The 18,637-nt window shown below is 61.0% G+C and carries 10 protein-coding genes and 4 pseudogenes; 10 read left to right on the top strand and 4 right to left on the bottom strand.

The window, feature by feature from the left end; genetic code table 11:
* The first annotated feature begins 104 nt into the window (after positions 1-104).
* A complete protein-coding gene (gene katG / locus OMK73_RS18025) occupies positions 105-2,309 on the top strand; it encodes a catalase/peroxidase HPI (protein ID WP_267603288.1) in 2,205 nt (734 codons plus the stop codon).
* A gap of 41 nt (positions 2,310-2,350) precedes the next feature.
* Here the strand turns inward: katG and OMK73_RS39295 are convergent.
* Both OMK73_RS39295 and OMK73_RS18015 read right to left on the bottom strand, forming a co-directional pair.
* Positions 2,351-7,859: pseudogene (locus tag OMK73_RS39295) on the bottom strand (trifunctional serine/threonine-protein kinase/ATP-binding protein/sensor histidine kinase).
* A 382-nt stretch (positions 7,860-8,241) separates the two neighbouring features.
* Complete coding sequence (locus OMK73_RS18015) at positions 8,242-8,736, bottom strand: helix-turn-helix domain-containing protein (RefSeq protein ID WP_267603286.1); 495 nt, start codon at positions 8,734-8,736, stop codon at positions 8,242-8,244.
* Between the two features lie 200 nt (positions 8,737-8,936).
* Between OMK73_RS18015 and OMK73_RS18010 the strand changes: the two genes are divergently transcribed.
* The 4 genes and pseudogenes from OMK73_RS18010 to OMK73_RS17995 all read left to right on the top strand — a co-directional run.
* Positions 8,937-9,116 (top strand): hypothetical protein, encoded by a 180-nt coding sequence (locus OMK73_RS18010; protein WP_267603284.1) that lies wholly within the window; start codon positions 8,937-8,939, stop codon positions 9,114-9,116.
* 664 nt (positions 9,117-9,780) lie between these two features.
* Positions 9,781-9,921, top strand: coding sequence for a hypothetical protein (locus OMK73_RS18005; RefSeq protein ID WP_267603282.1), 141 nt, complete (start codon positions 9,781-9,783; stop codon positions 9,919-9,921).
* A gap of 310 nt (positions 9,922-10,231) precedes the next feature.
* Positions 10,232-11,301, top strand: a pseudogene (locus OMK73_RS18000) (porin).
* Positions 11,302-11,469: 168 nt separating this feature from the next.
* A pseudogene (locus OMK73_RS17995) lies at positions 11,470-11,853 on the top strand (heme-binding protein); the annotation flags it as partial.
* Between the two features lie 192 nt (positions 11,854-12,045).
* Here the strand turns inward: OMK73_RS17995 and OMK73_RS17990 are convergent.
* Positions 12,046-12,819 carry an alpha/beta fold hydrolase gene (locus OMK73_RS17990; protein WP_267603280.1) on the bottom strand — a complete coding sequence of 258 codons (774 nt, stop codon included), beginning with the start codon at positions 12,817-12,819 and terminating at the stop codon, positions 12,046-12,048.
* Positions 12,820-13,137: 318 nt separating this feature from the next.
* On the opposite strand from OMK73_RS17990, the gene OMK73_RS17985 reads away from it, so the two are divergent.
* From OMK73_RS17985 to OMK73_RS17975, 3 genes are all read left to right on the top strand, one after another.
* A complete protein-coding gene (locus OMK73_RS17985; protein WP_267603278.1) occupies positions 13,138-14,085 on the top strand; it encodes a Bug family tripartite tricarboxylate transporter substrate binding protein in 948 nt (315 codons plus the stop codon).
* An 83-nt stretch (positions 14,086-14,168) separates the two neighbouring features.
* On the top strand, positions 14,169-14,837 hold the full coding sequence (locus OMK73_RS17980; RefSeq protein ID WP_267606421.1) for a c-type cytochrome: 669 nt from the start codon (positions 14,169-14,171) through the stop codon (positions 14,835-14,837).
* Positions 14,831-15,979, top strand: coding sequence for an acetamidase/formamidase family protein (locus OMK73_RS17975; RefSeq protein WP_267603276.1), 1,149 nt, complete (start codon positions 14,831-14,833; stop codon positions 15,977-15,979). Before OMK73_RS17980 ends, OMK73_RS17975 begins: the two co-directional genes overlap by 7 nt.
* 27 nt (positions 15,980-16,006) lie before the next feature.
* Here the strand turns inward: OMK73_RS17975 and OMK73_RS17970 are convergent, their stop codons facing one another.
* A complete protein-coding gene (locus OMK73_RS17970) occupies positions 16,007-16,861 on the bottom strand; it encodes a helix-turn-helix transcriptional regulator (RefSeq protein WP_267603274.1) in 855 nt (284 codons plus the stop codon).
* Positions 16,862-17,075: 214 nt separating this feature from the next.
* Between OMK73_RS17970 and OMK73_RS17965 the strand changes: the two are divergent.
* Positions 17,076-17,720 (top strand): annotated as a pseudogene (locus tag OMK73_RS17965) (alpha/beta hydrolase); the annotation flags it as partial.
* A 104-nt stretch (positions 17,721-17,824) separates the two neighbouring features.
* Positions 17,825-18,235 (top strand): alpha/beta hydrolase family protein, encoded by a 411-nt coding sequence (locus OMK73_RS17960; protein ID WP_267606654.1) that lies wholly within the window; start codon positions 17,825-17,827, stop codon positions 18,233-18,235.
* Positions 18,236-18,637: the final 402 nt, after the last annotated feature.

Genomic DNA, 18,637 nt, shown 5'->3' with positions numbered 1-18,637 from the left:
GCCGAGCCCGCCGCAACGGCGTGGTGACAGTTCCCAGCAGACAGGTGCCTGATCTCTCGTGTTCAGATCGAGAGTCTGGTGCCTCCGACATAGGAGAATCCCGCATGTCTCACGAAGCGAAGTGCCCGTTCAACCATGCCGCAGGCGGCGGTACGACGAATCGCGACTGGTGGCCGAGTCAGTTGCGATTGGACTTGTTAAGCCAGCATTCCGGCAAGTCCAACCCGATGGACGAGGACTTCAGCTACGCCAAGGCTTTCAAGAGTCTCGACCTCACTGCGGTGAAGAAGGACCTGGCGGCATTGATGACCGACTCGCAGGACTGGTGGCCGGCGGATTTCGGACACTACGGCCCACTCTTCATCCGCATGGCGTGGCATAGTGCGGGCACCTATCGCATCGGTGACGGCCGGGGAGGAGCTGGACGCGGGCAACAGCGCTTCGCACCGCTCAATAGCTGGCCTGACAACGTCAGCCTGGACAAGGCCCGTCGCCTGCTCTGGCCAATCAAGCAGAAGTATGGCAATCAGATATCCTGGGCAGACCTGCTGATCCTCACCGGTAACGTGGCGCTTGAGACCATGGGATTCAAGACCTTCGGCTTCGCCGGTGGCCGTGAGGATACCTGGGAGCCGGATCAGGACGTCTACTGGGGCAATGAGCGAACCTGGCTTGGCGGCGATGCCCGCTACGGTCGCGATGCCGCAAGCGGCCACGCCGATAACGGGCGCAACCTTGAGAACCCGCTGGCAGCCGTACAGATGGGTCTGATCTACGTGAACCCGGAAGGCCCGGACGGGAAGCCCGATCCGATTACAGCCGCACACGATATTCGCGAGACCTTCGGTCGCATGGCAATGGACGACGAGGAAACCGTCGCACTGATCGCCGGAGGGCATACGTTTGGCAAGACGCACGGAGCAGGGCCTGCCACCAACGTCGGGCCGGAACCGGAGGCCGCGGATCTGGATCTGCAAGGGCTGGGTTGGAAGAACGCATTCGGCACCGGCAAGGGCGCCGACACCATCACCAGCGGTCTGGAAGTGACATGGACCACGACACCGACGAAATGGGGCATGGGGTTCTTCGAGAACCTGTTTCGCTACGACTGGGAGTTGACCAAGAGCCCGGCCGGTGCACATCAGTGGGTAGCCAAGGGCGCTGACGAGACGATTCCGCACGCGCATGATGCATCGAAGAAGCTGCGGCCCACGATGCTGACGACCGACCTGTCGCTGCGCTTCGATCCGGCTTACGAGAAAATCTCGCGGCGCTTCCTGGAGAATCCTGAACAGTTTGCGGAAGCTTTCGCGCGTGCCTGGTTCAAGCTGACCCATCGCGACATGGGACCACGCGCCCGTTACCTTGGCCTGGAAGTGCCAGCGCAAGCGCTGATCTGGCAAGACCCGATCCCGGCAGTCGATCACCCGTTGGTCGACGCGAACGACATCGAGGCGCTCAAGCAGAAGATCCGAACGTCGGGTCTGTCGGTCGCCGAACTGGTGTCGACGGCCTGGGCATCGGCATCGACCTTCCGTGGCTCGGACAAACGGGGCGGGGCCAACGGTGCCCGCATCCGTCTGGCGCCGCAAAAGGCATGGGCTGCCAACCAGCCTTCGCAATTGGCGAACGTGCTGAAGGTCCTGGAAGGCATCCAGTCCGAATTCAACGACGCCCAGTCGGGGAGCAGGAAGATCTCCTTGGCGGATCTGATCGTGCTGGCCGGTGGCACGGGCATCGAGCTCGCGGCGGAACGGGCTGGCCATCGGGTGACGGTGCCATTCTCGCCGGGACGCATGGACGCGTCGCAGGAACAGACCGACGTGCAATCCTTCGATGCGCTCGAGCCGGTTGCCGATGGATTCCGCAACTACCTCAAGGGGAAGAACAGCATTCCTGCCGAGGCACTACTGATCGACAAGGCGCAATTGCTGACGCTGACCGCGCCCGAGGTGACCGCTCTCATCGGTGGGCTGCGCGTCCTGAACGTTCACGCGGGGGAGGGGGCTCACGGGGTCCTGACTGATCGGCCGGAAACATTGACCAATGACTTCTATCGAAACCTGCTCGACATGCGGACGGAATGGAGGCCCTTTTCGCCTTCCCGCGAGGTGTTCGACGGATATGACCGCAAGACCGGTGAGCGGAAATGGACGGGTACGCGCGTCGATCTGATCTTCGGTTCGCATGCACAGCTTCGTGCGCTTGCGGAAGTTTACGCAAGCGACGATGCCGCGGAGAAGTTCATTCGTGATTTTGTCGCCGCATGGGTCAAAGTGATGAATCTTGATCGGTTCGACTTGGCTTGACGATTGCAAGATTCGTCATCCCTGTCACTCGCGCAGGCGCTCTAATTGTGCGCGGGTGGCAGGGTGAACTGAAAGACGGAGCCGAAAGGCGCAACCGCGCTTGCCCACAGTCGGCCTACGTGCGCTTCGACGATCATTCGGCAGATCGTGAGACCCATGCCCAGGCCTTCCGTCTTCGTTGTATAAAAGCCGTCGAAGATTCGCTCCTCAGCCTGTGGTTCCAGCCCGATGCCTGTATCGTGAACCGCGACCAGGGCGGCTCCGGCCGCGTCGCACCGGGACTGAATCAGCAGCACCCTGGGGCGGTCGGTCACGTCCTTCATCGCCTCGATGCCGTTCATCAAGAGGTTTAGCAATACTTGCTGCAACTGCACCCGATCTCCCACGACCTGCGGGAGGTCGGCGGCCAGATCGGTCTGGACCAGGATTTGATGACGGATCACCTCGCAGTGGACGAGGGTTCTGGTCTCTTCGATGAGTCGGTTCAAGTCCAGCGCCACACTGACAGCAGTCGTCTTCCTGAACAGTGCACGCATCCCCCGATCACCGAGCCGGCGCGATGCCCGGCCTGGACAATGCTCTCCACCGCATCGTGCACTTCCCCAAGATCGGGAGGCTGGCGGGCGAGCCAGCGCAGAGCCGAATTGGCGTTGGTGATGATGGTGGCCAGTGGCTGGTTGACCTCGTGGGCGATCGATGCTGTCAGTGCGCTCAACGTTGTTACCCGCGTGACGTGAGCAAGCTGGGCCTGCGCATGATGCAGCGCTTCTTCGGCGCGCCTGCGTTCAGTCAGGTTGAGCACGAAGGAGACACCCTGATCCTCGCTCTCTTCGAAGCTTGCGGACCCAATCAGCACGGGTACGCGGCTGCCATCCTTGCGGTAGAACTCCTTCTCGAACGGCGGCGGCACGCTCCCGGTCAGCCTGAACTCCTGCGCCAGCCTGGCGTCGCGCTCATGCCATTCCGGAGGCGTCAGGTCCGCCCAATTGAGGCTGGCCGATACGAGATGGTCGCGGTGGTAGCCCAGCATGTGAAGGAACGCGTCGTTGGCCTCAAGAATGCGGCCGTCGAGGTGCCAGATGAAGATGCCTATGAAGTTGGCCTCCAACAGGCGTTGGATCTTCGCTTCGCGTTGTGCGAGATCGCGATACAGATGGGCGTTTTCGATCGCGGTTGCAGCTTGCGATGCGAGCAGTTTCAGTACCGCGGTCCGGGCCGGCGCAAAGACGCGCGGGGCAAGGTTGTTCTCGAGGTAGAGTACGCCAATCAGCTTGGCCTGAGTCAGCAATGGCAGGCACAGGATCGAACGGGCGTGTCGCCGCTGGATGTACGGATCGTCAGCGAACGCGTTCTGGGTAGTCGCATTGTCAAGGATGATGTTTTCCCGGGCGCGCAGCACATAGTGAAGCATCGATACAGGCAGCACCGCCGCGGAAACGCTCTCGTCGAGCAGTTGAACGGTGACTGCATCGCCGCGGGTTGTGGCTTCGGCAACGACGCGCAGATCGGTTCTTCGGGAAAGGACCAGCACTCCGCGCTCGGCGCCTGCCTGTTCGAGCGCCCTGCGCATGAGCGTGTCGAGCAGTTTGTCCAGCACCACTTCGCCCGAGATCGCCTGGGACACGGCAATTACCGTGGCAAGGTCCAGGCGTTCCAGCGGCAGGCCAATCGTCGCAGTCGGCGCAGGCGCGCTCTCTTCGCCGCAAAGGTGTGGATAGAGCCCGTCAAGTTGCTGAACCTTGCCGTCGGCGCCCCAACGTAGATAGCCGTGGCGGGCATCCTGCAGGTAGACCCTGGCGATCTTCTCAAAGCCCCGCGCAGCGTAGAAGCGCGCCGCCAGTTCGTTAGCGAGCGCCTCGTTATGGATGAAATCACTGTCTCGCGCGCTGCGGATCGCCTGTTCGTAGAGGTTCATCGCATCGGTTTCGCGATCTTCGAGGCGTGCGAGCTCGGCACCCACCAATGCGGCGCGGGTCTGGAAATTCTCCGGACAATGTTCCGCCCAGAGCAGGAGTTGGCGATGGTGGTCGCTGATGATCCTGATATGCCGGATCCTTTCTGGCTCCGCGAGCGAGATGTCGTGAGCGGCGCGCGCCAGCGCGGCGTAGAAGTGGTACTCCGCTTGCTCGAAGAACGATGGACACGTCCACAGCAGCTGCTCCGCCCGATCTGCCGCCGCCAATGCGGTTGCATAATCGCCTGCAAGACAGCGAGCCTGCAGCTTGCGGACCCAGTACCAGCAGGTGGCGAGCGTGGGACCCGGAGGCTCATCAAGATATCGCTCGTATGACTCCTCATGGAAGCCGGCATCACTCAATGTACCGAAGACCGGAGTTCGTCCGAGCAGCGAGCGGGCCAACTGGAGCTGGGGCGTGACCCTGTCTACAGCCAGGCTGAACCTCGCCTTGTACGCGAAGTCGATCATGGCCTCGGCTTCGCGCTGCACCTCGGCGAGCGGCTCGCCAATGGCGAGCATCTGGGTAATGTGATTGTTGCGCGCGAAGGACGCATAGGTGAGGTCGCCGAGCTTGCTCGCCACGTCGAAAGCACGTTGCACCAGGCTGCGCGCGGTCCGAATCGGGCGAGTCCACTGCATGACGTGGCCCCCGAACGCCTGGTAGACGCGGGCCTTGAAGCGGTCCAGTCCGTGCTGCTCCACCAGGTCCACGCCTAAACGGCCGAAGCGGAATGCGGCATCGTAGTCGCCGGATTGCGGTCCCAGGAGCAGGCCGAGCCAGGCATAGTTCAGGCACGATGCGTCGCAGTTGCCATGTTCAAGGCTGAGGTTGGTCATCCGGCCGATGATGAGGGAGCCCAGGTCAACGTTCGTGTACCAGGCTGGCAGCATGAGCGCCGTCAGGACATCCATCGTGCCCCTGGAGACCGCATCCGTCATCAGTGGCAGGTCGCGCAGCGCCTCGATGGGGCGGTTGCCAATCAGCTGCCACATCCGGCCGTATTCACGCTGCACGTCTTCCTTGCTCGGTTGTGCCGGACAGTGGATATCGGCACGGCGCAGGTAGTCGAGGCCCACCTCGACGGCGCGCGCGCGCTGGCCGCAGGCCAGGAACAGCTCCAGTTGAAGCTGGGTGACGTGAGCCAGGTCAGGAAGGCTGCGGGCTCGATCCGCGAGGTCGGCAAGGCGCGCTTGCGCCACGGGCAAGGCGCCGGTCAGGAACTCACATTCGGCGCGGTGGAGATCGAGCGCGAAAGCCAGCTCGGGTCGGCGCTTCCAGGCGTCTCCCCGCAGGAGGGCAGTTCCGGCGGCAAGGCAGCTCAGCGCCGAGGCGTAGGCTGTTGCGGCCTTGGCGCGTTCGCCAGCGAGCAGGTTCAGCTCGGCCACTTGCTCGCGCTCCCTGGTAGTGTGAATCAGGGCGGCGCCGCGATTGAGTTGGCCGACGATCTCGAAGATGCGGTCCGGGACTGCCTCTGGCGGCGTGCCCGCGGCCAGTCGCCGGCCGATTTCAAGGTGTGCCGCCGGCCGCGCACCCTCGGGGATCAGCCGGTAGGCGGCCTCCTGGATGCGGTCGTGCTGGAAGCGGCAAGTATCCTCCTGGCGCACCACGAGCCCAGCGTGAATCGCCGGCCAAAGCGCTTCCTCAAGGAGAGTCTGGTCTCCGCCATGAACTATCGTCAGCAGCGCGGTCGTGGCGTCGTTGCCAAGACAGGCCAACAGCTGCAGTGCATCCCGCGTCCCCTCTGGAAGGCGCCCCAGTTTGCTGAGCATGAGGTCCGCCACATTTTCGGTGAACCCCTTGGCCAGAATCTGCTCAAGGTCCCAGGACCAGCCCGCGACCCGTTGATCGAAGGCGAGCAACTCCTCGTCCGCCAAGGCCGTGAGGAACTGTACGGCGAAGAACGGATTGCCAGCGGTCTTGGCCTGTACGAGACCAGCCAGGGCAGCAACGCGCGCCGGCGGGCAGCGGAGGGCATCGGCGATTAGCCGGCCGACGTCGGTCACCCCAAGCGGGGCAAGCTTGATGTCACGCACCTGCCCACCGGCCTGGCGTATGGCCGACAATCGCTGTAGCAACGGATGGCTGGCCTTTACCTCATTGCTACGATAGGCGCCGACGAGCAGCAGATGGCGCATCTCTGATTGAGTCGCAAGGTATGCGAGCAGATCGAGCGTTCCCGTATCCAGCCACTGCAGATCGTCGAGAAAGAGCACCAGGGGTGCTCGGCCCGGGCAAAGACGCCGAGCAGGCACTGGAATACCTGATGGAGGCGATGTTGCGTGTCCCTTGGCGGCAAGGCTGCTACAGGCGGCTGCGGCCCCAGGATCAACTCGAGGTCTGGAATGAGGGGCGCCAGTAGTGCGCCATTCGGCCCCAGCGCCGTGTCCAGTGCCTGGCGCCACGGCTCGAGCTCTGCCTCGCTCTTGCCCAGCAGTGGGCGAATCAGGCTCTGCAGCACCTGTGCCAGCGTGGCATAGGGGATGTCTCGCTTGAATTGATCGAACTTGCCCGATGCAAAAAGTCCATAACGGGAGACCACGGCCTGGCGCAATTCATGTACGACCGAAGTCTTGCCGATCCCGGAATACCCCGAAACCAGCACAAGCTCCGGCGCGCTGTCTGCCATTACCCGATCATAGGCAGCAAGTAGCGCCTGCATTTCGCGCTCACGTCCATGGAGCCGCGACGGGGTCATCGGCCGCTCGGGCACATCATGCGCGCCAAGCGGGAACGCATCAATGCGGCTCCGGTTCTCCCATTCGACCTGACAGCGCCGCAGGTCAGCTTCCAGCCCTGCCGCCGTCTGGTAGCGTTCCTCTGCTGGTTTGGCAAGCAGCCTCAGCACCAGGTCGGAGAGCAATTCCGGGATACCCGGGATCCGCTGCGCTGGCGGCATCGGTTGCCGGGCCAGGTGGCAGTGCACCAGGCCCATCGGGTCGTCGGTAGCGAATGGCAATACGCCAGTCAGCATTTGATAAAGGGTGACGCCGAATGCATAAAGGTCGCTGCGGGCATCGATCGGCCGGTTCATGCGCCCGGTTTGCTCGGGGGCCATATAGGCCAGCGTGCCGGTAATCTCCTCGGCCGGACCTGGCGCGTGGCGCTCGCGTGCCAGGCGCGAGGCAACGCCGAAGCCGGTGAGCCGGGCCGACCCAAGGTTATCGTTCACCAGGATGTGGGCTGGCTTGAGGTCCTTGTGAATCAGGCGTCGCCGATGGAGCTGGCTCAGGGCCGCGGCGATGCTGATGGCCAGGCGCAGGAAGCGGCCCAACTCCATGGGAGAACCCAGCAGCCCGGCTAGCGGCTCGCCACCAAGGTCCTCGAGCAGCAGTGCTGTGTGACCGTTTTCGCGCACAAGCTCCAGCGGTCGGGCCGCCCATGTCCCATCCAACTCCTCCTTCAGCCCATATTCGTGCGTGAGGCGGGAGAGATTGGAGGAAGTCGGGCGCTCGGTAGCGGGCCAGACCGCCAGAACAGGCGTTTGCCGGCCGTCGAGTTCGATGATCCAGCGGCCGAGAACACGGTCGCTATCCTTCCACAGGACCCGGGAACGGACATCCCCCTCGACGCAGAAGCGGAACGATGGCTTCATCTGCCGTGCCCCACCTTTGGTTCGGTGGTAGATGCGGGCATGCCGCCACGGTGCGCCGGATAGCCGGCGGCAGAAGGCTCGCTTTCGAGGCGGGCGGCGCTGAACAGATGGTTGCAGACGGAATGGATGTGGCACTCTCGTGCGGCTCGTGCCCCCATGCTTCCAGCAATGGCGAGGACCCGGGCGAACGTCGCTAGCATCGCAGTCATGCTCGGCCCTCCCCTTGGCGTGCGTGACGCGCGCCAGCCGAATCTACTCAGTGCCGGAGGAACGCCGCGTCAACGGCAATGTACGTGGGGTGCCTGCCCGCTGGCTTGAATTTCTGTGCTCTTCCTTGTTCTATTGTGCGCAAGACAGCGGTAATGGAGTCCAGAGGGGAAAATCAGGGCATGAGGTCCTGCTGCGTGCGTCGCCAGTTACCCGGAGTCTGGCCAAGACTTTTGGAAAAGCTGCGCGTGAGATGACTTTGATCGGCAAAGCCACATGAAGCGGCGACACCTGCGATCGGAAGCTCCGTGGTGCTAAGGAGCGCCGCCGCGCGCTCGAGGCGACGCTCCAGCAGCCATTCATGCGGCGTCTTGCCAGTACTCTGGCGAAACGCCCGCGAAAAATGGCTTCGGGATAATTGACAGGCATCGGCGACTTCGGCAATGGACACGGTGCTGTCGTCCAGCCGTGCGGCGAGATACTCTTGCGCCCGCGCCAGTATGCGGGAAGAAAGCCGGCCCATTGGACGAATGCGCCCGGGGTTGACGGCTCCATAATGCTCGACCAGATGTGTCCCGATCGCGTGTCCGAGTTGATCGATAAACAATCGGCTTGCACCGTGGGCACCGTCGAGAGCCGGCAGGAGTGCCTGGGCGAGATGCGCCAGCACAGGGTCGCGCAGCGCCGCGGCGTGACGCAACTCGAGACTTGCGGGGCAGCCCAATTCCAGGGCTGTCCGCTCGATGAACAGGGAGGGAGTTCGATCAGTACGAAATCGAAGGTGCCGGAGAGATCGGCCTTGTAGTCATCCTGGAAGTTGCGCAAGTAAACGGAGCCTGCTTCAAACGCATGCGTGCTTGCGCGATTCTGATGGAAGATGCGTCGGCGATGCCCATCCACCAGCGACACGCCTGCCAGAAATCCACGTCCGGAAGCTGGCGTCACCACCTGACTTACGTGCTCGACCGCCGAGCTTTTGCGAAAAAAGCAAAGATCTCCGGCAGCGAGCGCCTGATCGAGGAGCAATGCTTGCGCCATGCAGCCCAATGAGTCGCGCTGTATGGCCCGCTCGGCAGCTTCTTGGTTGGAAATGGGCAATCGCATGCGGAGAGTCCAGGTCATTGCACCAAGTCAGACACGACAAGGCGTCTGGCTTTACTAACAATGCATGATGCCGGCTGGCTATCGATTTGTGGGTCGTCTGCCATCAGGAAACGCTCTGGACGTGGATACTATCACCGGCATGCTTGGTCTGCATACATTGTCACCGGGGCGATGCGGCAGGGCGGGCAGGCATCCGGGCCGCAGCGTACAAGGATGTCTGTACCCAACTGGGGTAATTCGGGTTTGACGCAATTTATTGGTGTGGCTTGCGGGAATCCGGCAACAATTCTGCCAATCGGCGCAAATCTGGGAAGTAACCGAGCGTGTGCAGCGTCATCGCGACGAAATCCAATCACCCAATTGGCATCTGCAAGGCTGATCAATGACAGCCCTGGCTGCTGTATGCAGAAATCTGGTGCTTTGGTGTAGAACGCCCAGCGGTGCGCTTGGATCAGCACTCGATGACCGGCGCATACACCGGTGCAAGCGATGCATGCGGCGTGGCAGTGCGTTGCGCAGGCCCAGCAGGCGGCGTCGCATCAGGAACGGCAACGACTAGAATTAAGTTCGGAATTCCCGCCCGCAAGGGCACTCCCGGCCGAGGAAAATCATGACAAGAATTCTCGCGGCAGCGATTCTCAGCGCACTGACTCTTGGCGTGCTGGGCTGTGCAAGTCATGTTGTAAGCGCCGAACAATCGCAACGATTCTCGAGCGATCCGTATAACTATGAGCTGAGCAAAAATCTCTAGCGTGCGGCCCTGAAGGCCGCACCTGCTTGCTCTTCGCGGGTCCTTGCGGTCTGCGGGAGGGATTTGCTTGCCAAAAAGTGCCGGGCGCCGCCGCAGAGCCGAAGTCGAGATTGGCCGTTCACCTACCGGTGTCACACTGCCTGCGAAAAACGCAACTAACGTCTTCGCTGGGCTTCTTGCCTGCCCCAGCGCCTTTCCGGACTTGACTGCAATTGGCGGGACGATTGGGTTAATACCTCCTTTCTTCTTGCTCGTACCCTTGCAGCGCGGCAATTGACCGCGCGAACTACCACACCGCTGCGCACGGTGGATGGGACAAGGAGAGAGCATGAAGAAGCTGGGAGCATTTTTGTTGGCGGGAGCAGCTGTCACGCCGGGTTTGGCAAGCGCACAGAGTGGAGTCACGCTCTATGGCGTGGCCGATCAGTACATTGAGTACGTCAAGTCTGGCGATAAGCACGCCACGCGCGTGGAGGACGGCGGCCTTTACCAATCCCGCTGGGGCTTGCGTGGCAAGGAGGATCTGGGTTCCGGCGTGTCTGCCGTGTTTACGCTGGAGACCGGGCTCGCGTTGGACTCGGGTACCGTGCAACAAGGTGGCCGGCTGTTTGGCCGGCAGGCCTGGGTAGGCCTGAGCAGCACGCAGTGGGGGCGGTGACATTGGGCCGGCAGAATACCCCTATCTACTACATCGAGGGGCAGGCGTCAGCCTTTGGCTTCTCGCCGTATGGCCCGCTTGGGCGTTTGCAGAACAGCGGCCCCGCGGGCAGTAGCCTTACTGCCCGCGCCGACAATTCCATCCGGTATGAGAGCCCCGAGCTGGCGGGCTTTCAAGCTAGTCTGATTTATTCGCTCGGGGCCGAGCGCACCGCGCCACCGCGCGACGCTGACTGGCTGAAGGCGGTCGGACTTACCTATGGCAGAGGGCCGCTCTGGCTCGGCCTGGCCTATGAGAGAACCTACAGCATTGGCGGCGTCGCGAATGCCGATCGGGACGAGCGCGCAATCGGGGGAACGTATGAGTTCCCGTGGTTGAAGGTATTCGTCAACGGGCGTCAGGCAACACGTTGGAATCCGGGGCAGGCTACGATCAAGGACCGCGGCTACCATGTCGGCGTTTCCGTACCTGTGGGTCCAAGCGGGCTGGTGCTGCTGGCGTATGGCATGCAGCGCACGGTTGGTACGTCGAACCGGGGCGACCAGGCATCCCTGGGCTACCAACATAATCTGTCCAAGCGCACGACACTATACGCAAATGCCAGCAAGATCTGGAACAAGGGTCAGGCCAACTACACGTTCTCAAACTTCCCCAATGACGTGTCACCCGCTGGTGCATCCAACCCGCAGGGCGTGATGTTTGGCATGCGCCAACTGTTCTGATGCAAAGATTGGACGATCTGATAAAACACCTTTTGCAACTGGGGCGATAGTTTGCCCTGGCGTGGCCGACTGGGCGATACCTCCTGCAGCCGCCCATTCGGCCTTTGCGAGTTCTTATGCTGATCGGCTGCTCCCTTCTGCAGCCTTGCCCGTTGGGGAGGACGAACGATGCGATACCTAGTGCTGGCGGCGGCTGCATTGCAGTTGTGCGGCTCCCTTCCGGCTTGCGCAGAGCAAGCAGTACAAGGAAAGGGACTTGGCCTGGAAACAGCAAGTCATCTCGTTAGTGCCGCGGCGCAGTTCGCCGGGCAGAAGAAGACACCCGTCAGCATTGTCGTCGTGGATGCAGCAGGCCACTTTGTGACTGGCGTGCGGATGGACGGAGCCCCGTTTGCGACATTCGATGTCGCTCGCGGCAAGGCGTTGGCGACAGCGGCCACCGGCGGAGCATCTGGTGCCGAACTGGCGCAGCGCTATCGAGCCAATCCTATTGTCTTCGGGCAGATGAGTTCCCTCGTCTATGGTGGTCCTCTTTTACCGTCGCAAGGCTCGCTCGGGATCTATATCGGCGGTCAATTGGCTGGTGCTGTTGGCGTCAGCGGGGGGCGTCAGACATGGACGAGGAGGCGGGCAGGCGTGGCATCGCCGCGATCGGTGCAACGGAAACCCCATAGGGGCAGACGTTGCGAATCCCGCCTTCGGGTACGTCGCCGGCCGTTCAGTATGCGGCCGGCGCTTGTCGCCTCAGATCCTACCAGCCAAGCCGGCAAGAAAGCTCTCGACTCGCGTGGCCAAATCGACTGGCGCTTCGTTCATGGGGTAGTGACCCGCATTACCAATGACCTCGATTTCCACATTCAGAAACAACCTGCCGTAGGTCTCTTCCATGAACGCCGCGGTCAGCGACGGATCATGTTCCCCGACCAGCACCAGTGTGGGAATTTCGATGCCCGCAATGCGCCCCGACAGGTCGGTGTCTGCCCATGCCTGAAAGTAGGCGGCAAACGCCGCGACCTCGGAGTGCGCGATGGAATCCTGTGCCATTCGCGCGAGCCATGCCCGCCCAAGCCGGTTACCCGTGGTGGTATCGATAATCCCGATTCTGGCTTCCACGCTGCGGGCGGCGCTCTCGAACAACGTTCGCGTGGAAGCATCGAACTCGACAGGCGTCGGTGGAACAGGTGTGATACCCACCATTGCCGTAATGCGCTCGGGGGCAAGGACGGAGACGGCCTGCATGGCCTTCCCACCCATCGAATGGCCGAGCAATGCGAAGCGGTCCCATCCAAGCCCATCTGCAAGGGCCAACGTGTCCTTGGCAATTTCGCCAATGCTGAAGGTACCTTCCCGATCGCGACGGGATCCATAGCCCCGATAGTCGATGAAAGCATAGGTGAAGGTCTCCACATCGATTTCACCTGGAAAATGTCCCCAGCTTCGCGCATGACCAAACCAGCCATGCAAGGCGATGACATGTATGGGTCCATGGCCAACTAAAACGAGGTCTTTCGTATCCATTTATCTTCCCTTTCTTGATGGACGGATCTCAATCCTGCACCAGGAGTCGTTGCATGCGATCGCACCCGACGCATTTTGCGGAGGATTCGGTAAATGTCCGGGAAAGCCTGCCAGGCAAAAATGATGGACTTCCTGGTAAATGGCTAGTCGGTAAGGAAAACGCCATTCCGTCGGATCGGTAAAGTAGGGAGCAAGACGTAACCGGTGCGTGCTGGCATCACGAAATCAAGGAGACACGATCATATGTTGAGTCTAAATACCCCGGCGCTTCGGGTGGCATCAGCCAGGCTAGCCATACTCGCAAGTCTGGCCGCCGCAATGCTCGGAGTCCTGCCTGGCAGTGAGAGCGCGGCATCGGCGGCCGAACCTGCGTCGGCAAGCTGGAAGCCTGCAAAGCCCGTTACCTTCATCGTTCCCTTCCCTCCAGCCGGCATCAATGACGTGCTGGCCAGAACGCTGGCGCAGCGGTTGTCGAATGTGCTCGGCCAACCCGTCGTGGTTGAGAACAGGCCCGGCGCAAGTGGAAACATCGGTGCCGAGGCAATTGTGCGAGCCGCACCAGACGGGCAGACGATTGGAATTCTCAACAGCATTCATGCGGTCAACGCTGCCTTCTACAGGAAGCTTCCATATAGCGTCACGCGAGATCTGACACCCGTGGCCCCGCTTGGGGAATCTCCGCTGGTACTGGTGACCAATCCACACACGCCATACAAGTCTGTTCCCGACCTGATTGCATTTGCCAAGGCAAATCCAGGCAAGGTGAATTACGGAGGACCCACGAGCTACCCGCTCGAGATGATCAAGACGATGGCTGGCGTTGACATCACCAATATTCCGTACAAGGGTAGCGGTCCAACCATCAATGACATGATTGCAGGCCACATTGATCTGGCAACCGGCCCATTGCTGGAGTACATGCCGCATGTGAAGTCCGGCAAGTTGCGGCTGCTCGCAGTCGGGACACCAAGTCGCCTGAAGTCCATGCCCGATGTGCCGACGATTGCCGAAGCCATCCCGGGTTACGACATCACGGTCTGGTATGGATTGTTCGCGCCCAAGGGTACTCCCGGGCCGGTCATAGACCGGTTGCGCGAAGCAACCAGGAACATCATGAATGATCCTGAAGTTCGCAAACACATGGCTGAACTGAGTGTGGATATCACTTTCAGCCAGTCTGGCTCCAACGCCTTATCCAGTCGCTTGTCCAGCGAGACCGAGCGTGCCAGGGGAATTGTCGCCAAAACAGGCGCCTATCTGAATTGAGCCAGTCAATCTTCCGAGGGGACATCATTGTGAGACGCCGTCCGACACGCCGAACCCACGCTGCCTTGATCGCGGCCTTGCTTGTGCTCATCTCACAGGCCCGGGGTGAACCTGAATCCGGAGCATGGGACCTGTCGGATGCACGGCGTGTTGCAGAGCAGGTATGTGCGGCGTGCCACGGCGTCGGCGGTCAAAGCCACCAAGGGGCGTATCCCAGCCTCGCGGGACAGAATGCGGACTATCTGCTTAAGCAGATGCGGCAATTCAAGGGGACCGCTGGTGAGAAGCCGCTACGTAACAACGAAGTGATGCGCGTGGTGATGGAACCCTTTAATGACAATGAAATGCAGAATCTCGCCCGCTATTTCAGTCATCGGCCGCCAGCACGAAGTCAACCAGTCTCGGCGGACCTGGTCGAACCTGGTCGCGTGATCTATTGGAAGGGTAATCCAGCAAATGGATTGCCGGCGTGTGTCTCTTGCCATCGGCCCGGCGGTGAGGGTATTGCTCCCGATTTTCCGAGGATCGGTGGCCAGCAATCCGAGTACGTGGAGAAGCAACTGCACGCATGGAGGACGGGCATGCGAGGCGGACCGGGGAAGCTTGATGAGCCTGATCGTGCCATTGATGAGCGATGGAGAGATCGAGGCTGTTGCTCAGTACGTCGCGCAACTTCAATGAGCCGGAAAGCCGGCGATCAGGTGAAAGCCAGAGATTCAGATTCTCAGAAGGAGGAGCACAAAAGATGTTGATCGACAGAAGGCAACTACTGAAGGCGGCAGCCGTCGCAGGAATCGGTGTGGGATCGGCAAAGACAATGGCTCAGGCATCCGTCACAGCGTCGCCCGAGGGAAATGCGTTGGCGGACAATGCGGTTGGTTCCCCACTTCCGGTACGCAAGCCAGGCAGGATTCATCGTATCGTCTCGACATCGGAGACCGTGAGAGTCGGCATACTGGATCCGAAGGTCGCGCCAGTAGCAACGGTCGAATCGGGTGATCTGGTCGCATACCCGAATACCTGGGTGAACTGGGCCAATGGCGCCAGGTACGGCATGAGCTTTGAGGAGCGGGAACCCGTGCGCAAGCGGTTTCCGCAAGGACCCTACTCGAACATTGGTCCGGTCGAAGTCAAGGGGGCCATGCCTGGAGACGTGATTGAATGTCACATGGTCCGGTTGCGCCCGATTGGGTGGGGCTGGAACTCGGCGCCCAAAGGGGTAGGCGCGCTGCCGAACGACTTTAGCAAACCATACCTGCGCTACTTTGAGTTTGACGAGTCGCGCAAGTACACAGAATTCGCGCCGGGCATTCGTATCAGGCTCGCCCCGTTTCAAGGCGTCATGGCAGTCCAGCCCGCTTCAGACGAGCCCGTCAGCGGTATCCTCAGCGGACCGTATGGCGGCAACCTGGTGTTGCGAGAACTCGTCGAGGGAACCTCGCTGTTTTTGCCGGTGCAGCGCCCGGGCGGGATGGTCTGGACAGGAGACTCTCATGCGGCGCAAGGCGATGGCGTCGTCAATCAGACTGCGATTGAAACCGCGATGGAGGACATGCAGATCCAATACTTTCTGCACAAGCGAAATGCCCTCGCCCTGCCAATGGCAGAGACGCCTTCACATTGGATTGCGCTGGGATTCGGCAAGAACCTGGATGGTGCCCTGACGGCGTGTTTGCGACACATGATCAGCTGGTTGAGCGAAGCTTCCGGCATGGACACGCAGGATGTCTACTCGCTCGCCAGTATCGCCGCGAACTTCCGGATTACCCAGTATTCGAACCAGACGGCTAGCAATTACACTTCCATCCCGGCCAAAACCGTGCATGGGATGCTTCCGAAATCCGTGTTCGAACCCCGAATCAGGCAGAAGATCTCGGATTCACTGCGATCCTGACAGCCTGTTGCAGATGGCTGGCGCGCACTACTGCCCGGACTGCACGCCAGCGACAATGCCCGTACGACGGAATTCCGACGGGCTGATCCCCAGATGCTGGACGAAGAAGCGCGTGAAGTGGCTTTGTGCGCTAAAGCCCAACTGGTGCGAAACTTCGCCGATGCTCGTGTGACGCTCTGTCAGCAGCCGGGTGGCAAGGCCCACGCGAACCCAGTCGAGGTACTGCTGGGGCGAGATCCCCATGCAAGCCTTGAACTGATCAAAAAGACGGCTTCGCGACATGCCCACTGCATTCGCCACGGTTTCTACATTCGGGTTCTCCCATGCATGGTTCCGAATGAACTCCGCCGCGCGTTTGATTCGATAGTCAAGCGGCTTTGATGTGGCCAGGACCTCGGTCATGGAACGAAGCTTGGCATATCGTGCCGAGATTGCTCTTACCAGTTGGGCCACGGCCTCCTCGCAGCTTGTGGTCGCATTGGTTTCACCGTGCGCGAGGCAGCCGCTGAGCGCGGCGAGTGCCGTCGCTATCTCGCCATCCACTCCAGCGGCGAGCTCCCTGAACTGCAGACCGGTTGCTGCGTTCTCAATATCCAGGGTGGTTCCAAGCCAGCCGGGGTCGAGCAGGAGCGCCAGCAGGAGGGACCGTTCGGGGCCTTGATCCAGTTTGGCGTGTGTCGACCATGGATTGATCAGCAGTGCGCGGTCCTCAGACACCGTGACCGTGCTGTCGTCCACCTTGAAGAGAGCGTCCGAGCCGCCCAGCTTGAAAATCAGATGAAACTCGGCGTGAGCGTGTGCGACAAGCGCCCCTTCGATCAGATGAAGCGTGGCGCGTCCGAAACTGCCATGAACGATGCGAATGAGCCGGTCCTTGGCCATTGATGTGTCTCCTGAATCCTCGTTGGTGTGCCTTCGCCATCTTGGGACGATTGGGTAACCGGGGGATGCTTTGGTTATGCTGATAATTTAGTGTTCGTTTAAAGTTTAACCGTCGAAGCGATTCCTGGGCAAGACGGAAATAGTAAGGTTGTTAAATAGATAGAGCATTACGGATTGTGCGGTATTTAAAAATGAGTTATTAATTGGAGGAACTATGTTTCAGTATTTTCCCGGCAACTATATGTGGTCGCTCTCGGTGCTGCGCTGCATGGCGGGCGGTGGCATCTTTGGAGAGATAGATTGGGTCTGCCGCAATCTGCACGAAGCTTCGAAAGCCGGTGCCGCGGGTGATACCGAGGCGTGGCACAAGGCGTGGCACACGCTTTCCGAACAAGTCGAAGGCGTAGCGCGGGATGCGGCGGGCAAGGGGCACTCGGTCACCGCGCGGGAGGCTTATTTCCGCGCCGCGCAGTACTACCAATGGACGGAAGCGTTCCTGGATCCGGACGATGCACGCGCGCCAATTTATTATGGCAAGCATCTTGACTGTTTCAGGGAATTTGCCGAGCTTAGTTCCCCGCAGGTCGAGATTCTTGATATTCCGTTCGAGAATTCGGCTATCACGGCATACTTCGTCAAAGCCCAGAACGTGACCGGTCGGGCGCCCACGGTGTTGTTGCACGACGGCCTCGACGGCACCAAGGAGGAAATGTTCTACGTTGCACGTGCGCTCGCTGCGCGCGGCATCAATTGCCTTGGCTTTGACGGCCCGGGTCAGGGCGCCACCCTTCGGGTGAAGGGTCTCGTAGCGCGGCATGACTCCGAAGTGGCCCTGTCGGCAGTGGTCGACTATGTATCGGGCAGGGACGATGTGGACGCGGATCGCATCGGGTTGATGGCGGCCTCGATGGGGGCTACTACGCTCCGCGCGCCGTTTGCTTCGAGAAGCGGATCAAGGCTTGCGTGGCATGGGCGGCCATCTATGACTACTACGCTTGCTGGCAGCGCCGTGTCGGATATGAAAAGGGCGCCGGCATCCAGCAACTCGATGCCAATGCCGCGCTGGGCACCACCGGGAAGCATTTCCTCCGGATCATGGGCGTGCAGACCTGGGACCAGGCCTTCGAGAAGCTTGAGAAGTTCCGCCTGAAGGGGGTCGCCTCCAACATTACTTGCGACTTCCTGATCGTTCATGGCGAACACGACCGGCAAACGCCACTCATCGAGGCGCAGGAATTGTTTGCCGAGGCGAGCTCCCGCCACAAGGAGCTGCGCGTCTATACCGAAGCAGAAGGCGGCGCCGCGCATGTCCAGCTCGACCGGCCAGAACCTGCCCTGAGCTTGATCTGCGACTGGTTTATCGAGCGGCTTTGAGCGCGATCCGCGCTTCGGCACCCCTCGCCTAGCAAGCCTCACGAGCCGGCATACAGGCCATGTATGTCGGCTCCAAGCGCCTGGAGCGGACCGCACGCACCTGCGATGCCAATGCGCGGCAGGGCTGGCGGGTGGCCACGGATGCGCTATGTATGAGGACTCACTCATGAGGCGGTTACCTTAGTATTGCAAACGTTTGCAAAGAGGCCATGATACCTTCGGATTCGCTGGAGTGTTCTGGGGTAAGCACTAGTTGCGGGTACATTTGTGGATTCGTCGACACTCCGCCGACCAGCTTCTGGAGCGTTGTCCCGGCGCATTGGCGGGATTGGCTGCAACTCTCCGGCTACGGAGGTGCTGCATCGGCCATGTTTGGCGCAGGTAGGAGACCCCGGCAGCCAT

The sequence above is a fragment of the Cupriavidus sp. D39 genome (assembly GCF_026627925.1).
Classification (GTDB): domain Bacteria; phylum Pseudomonadota; class Gammaproteobacteria; order Burkholderiales; family Burkholderiaceae; genus Cupriavidus; species Cupriavidus ulmosensis.
This window is presented reverse-complemented; position numbering and strand designations above follow the sequence as displayed.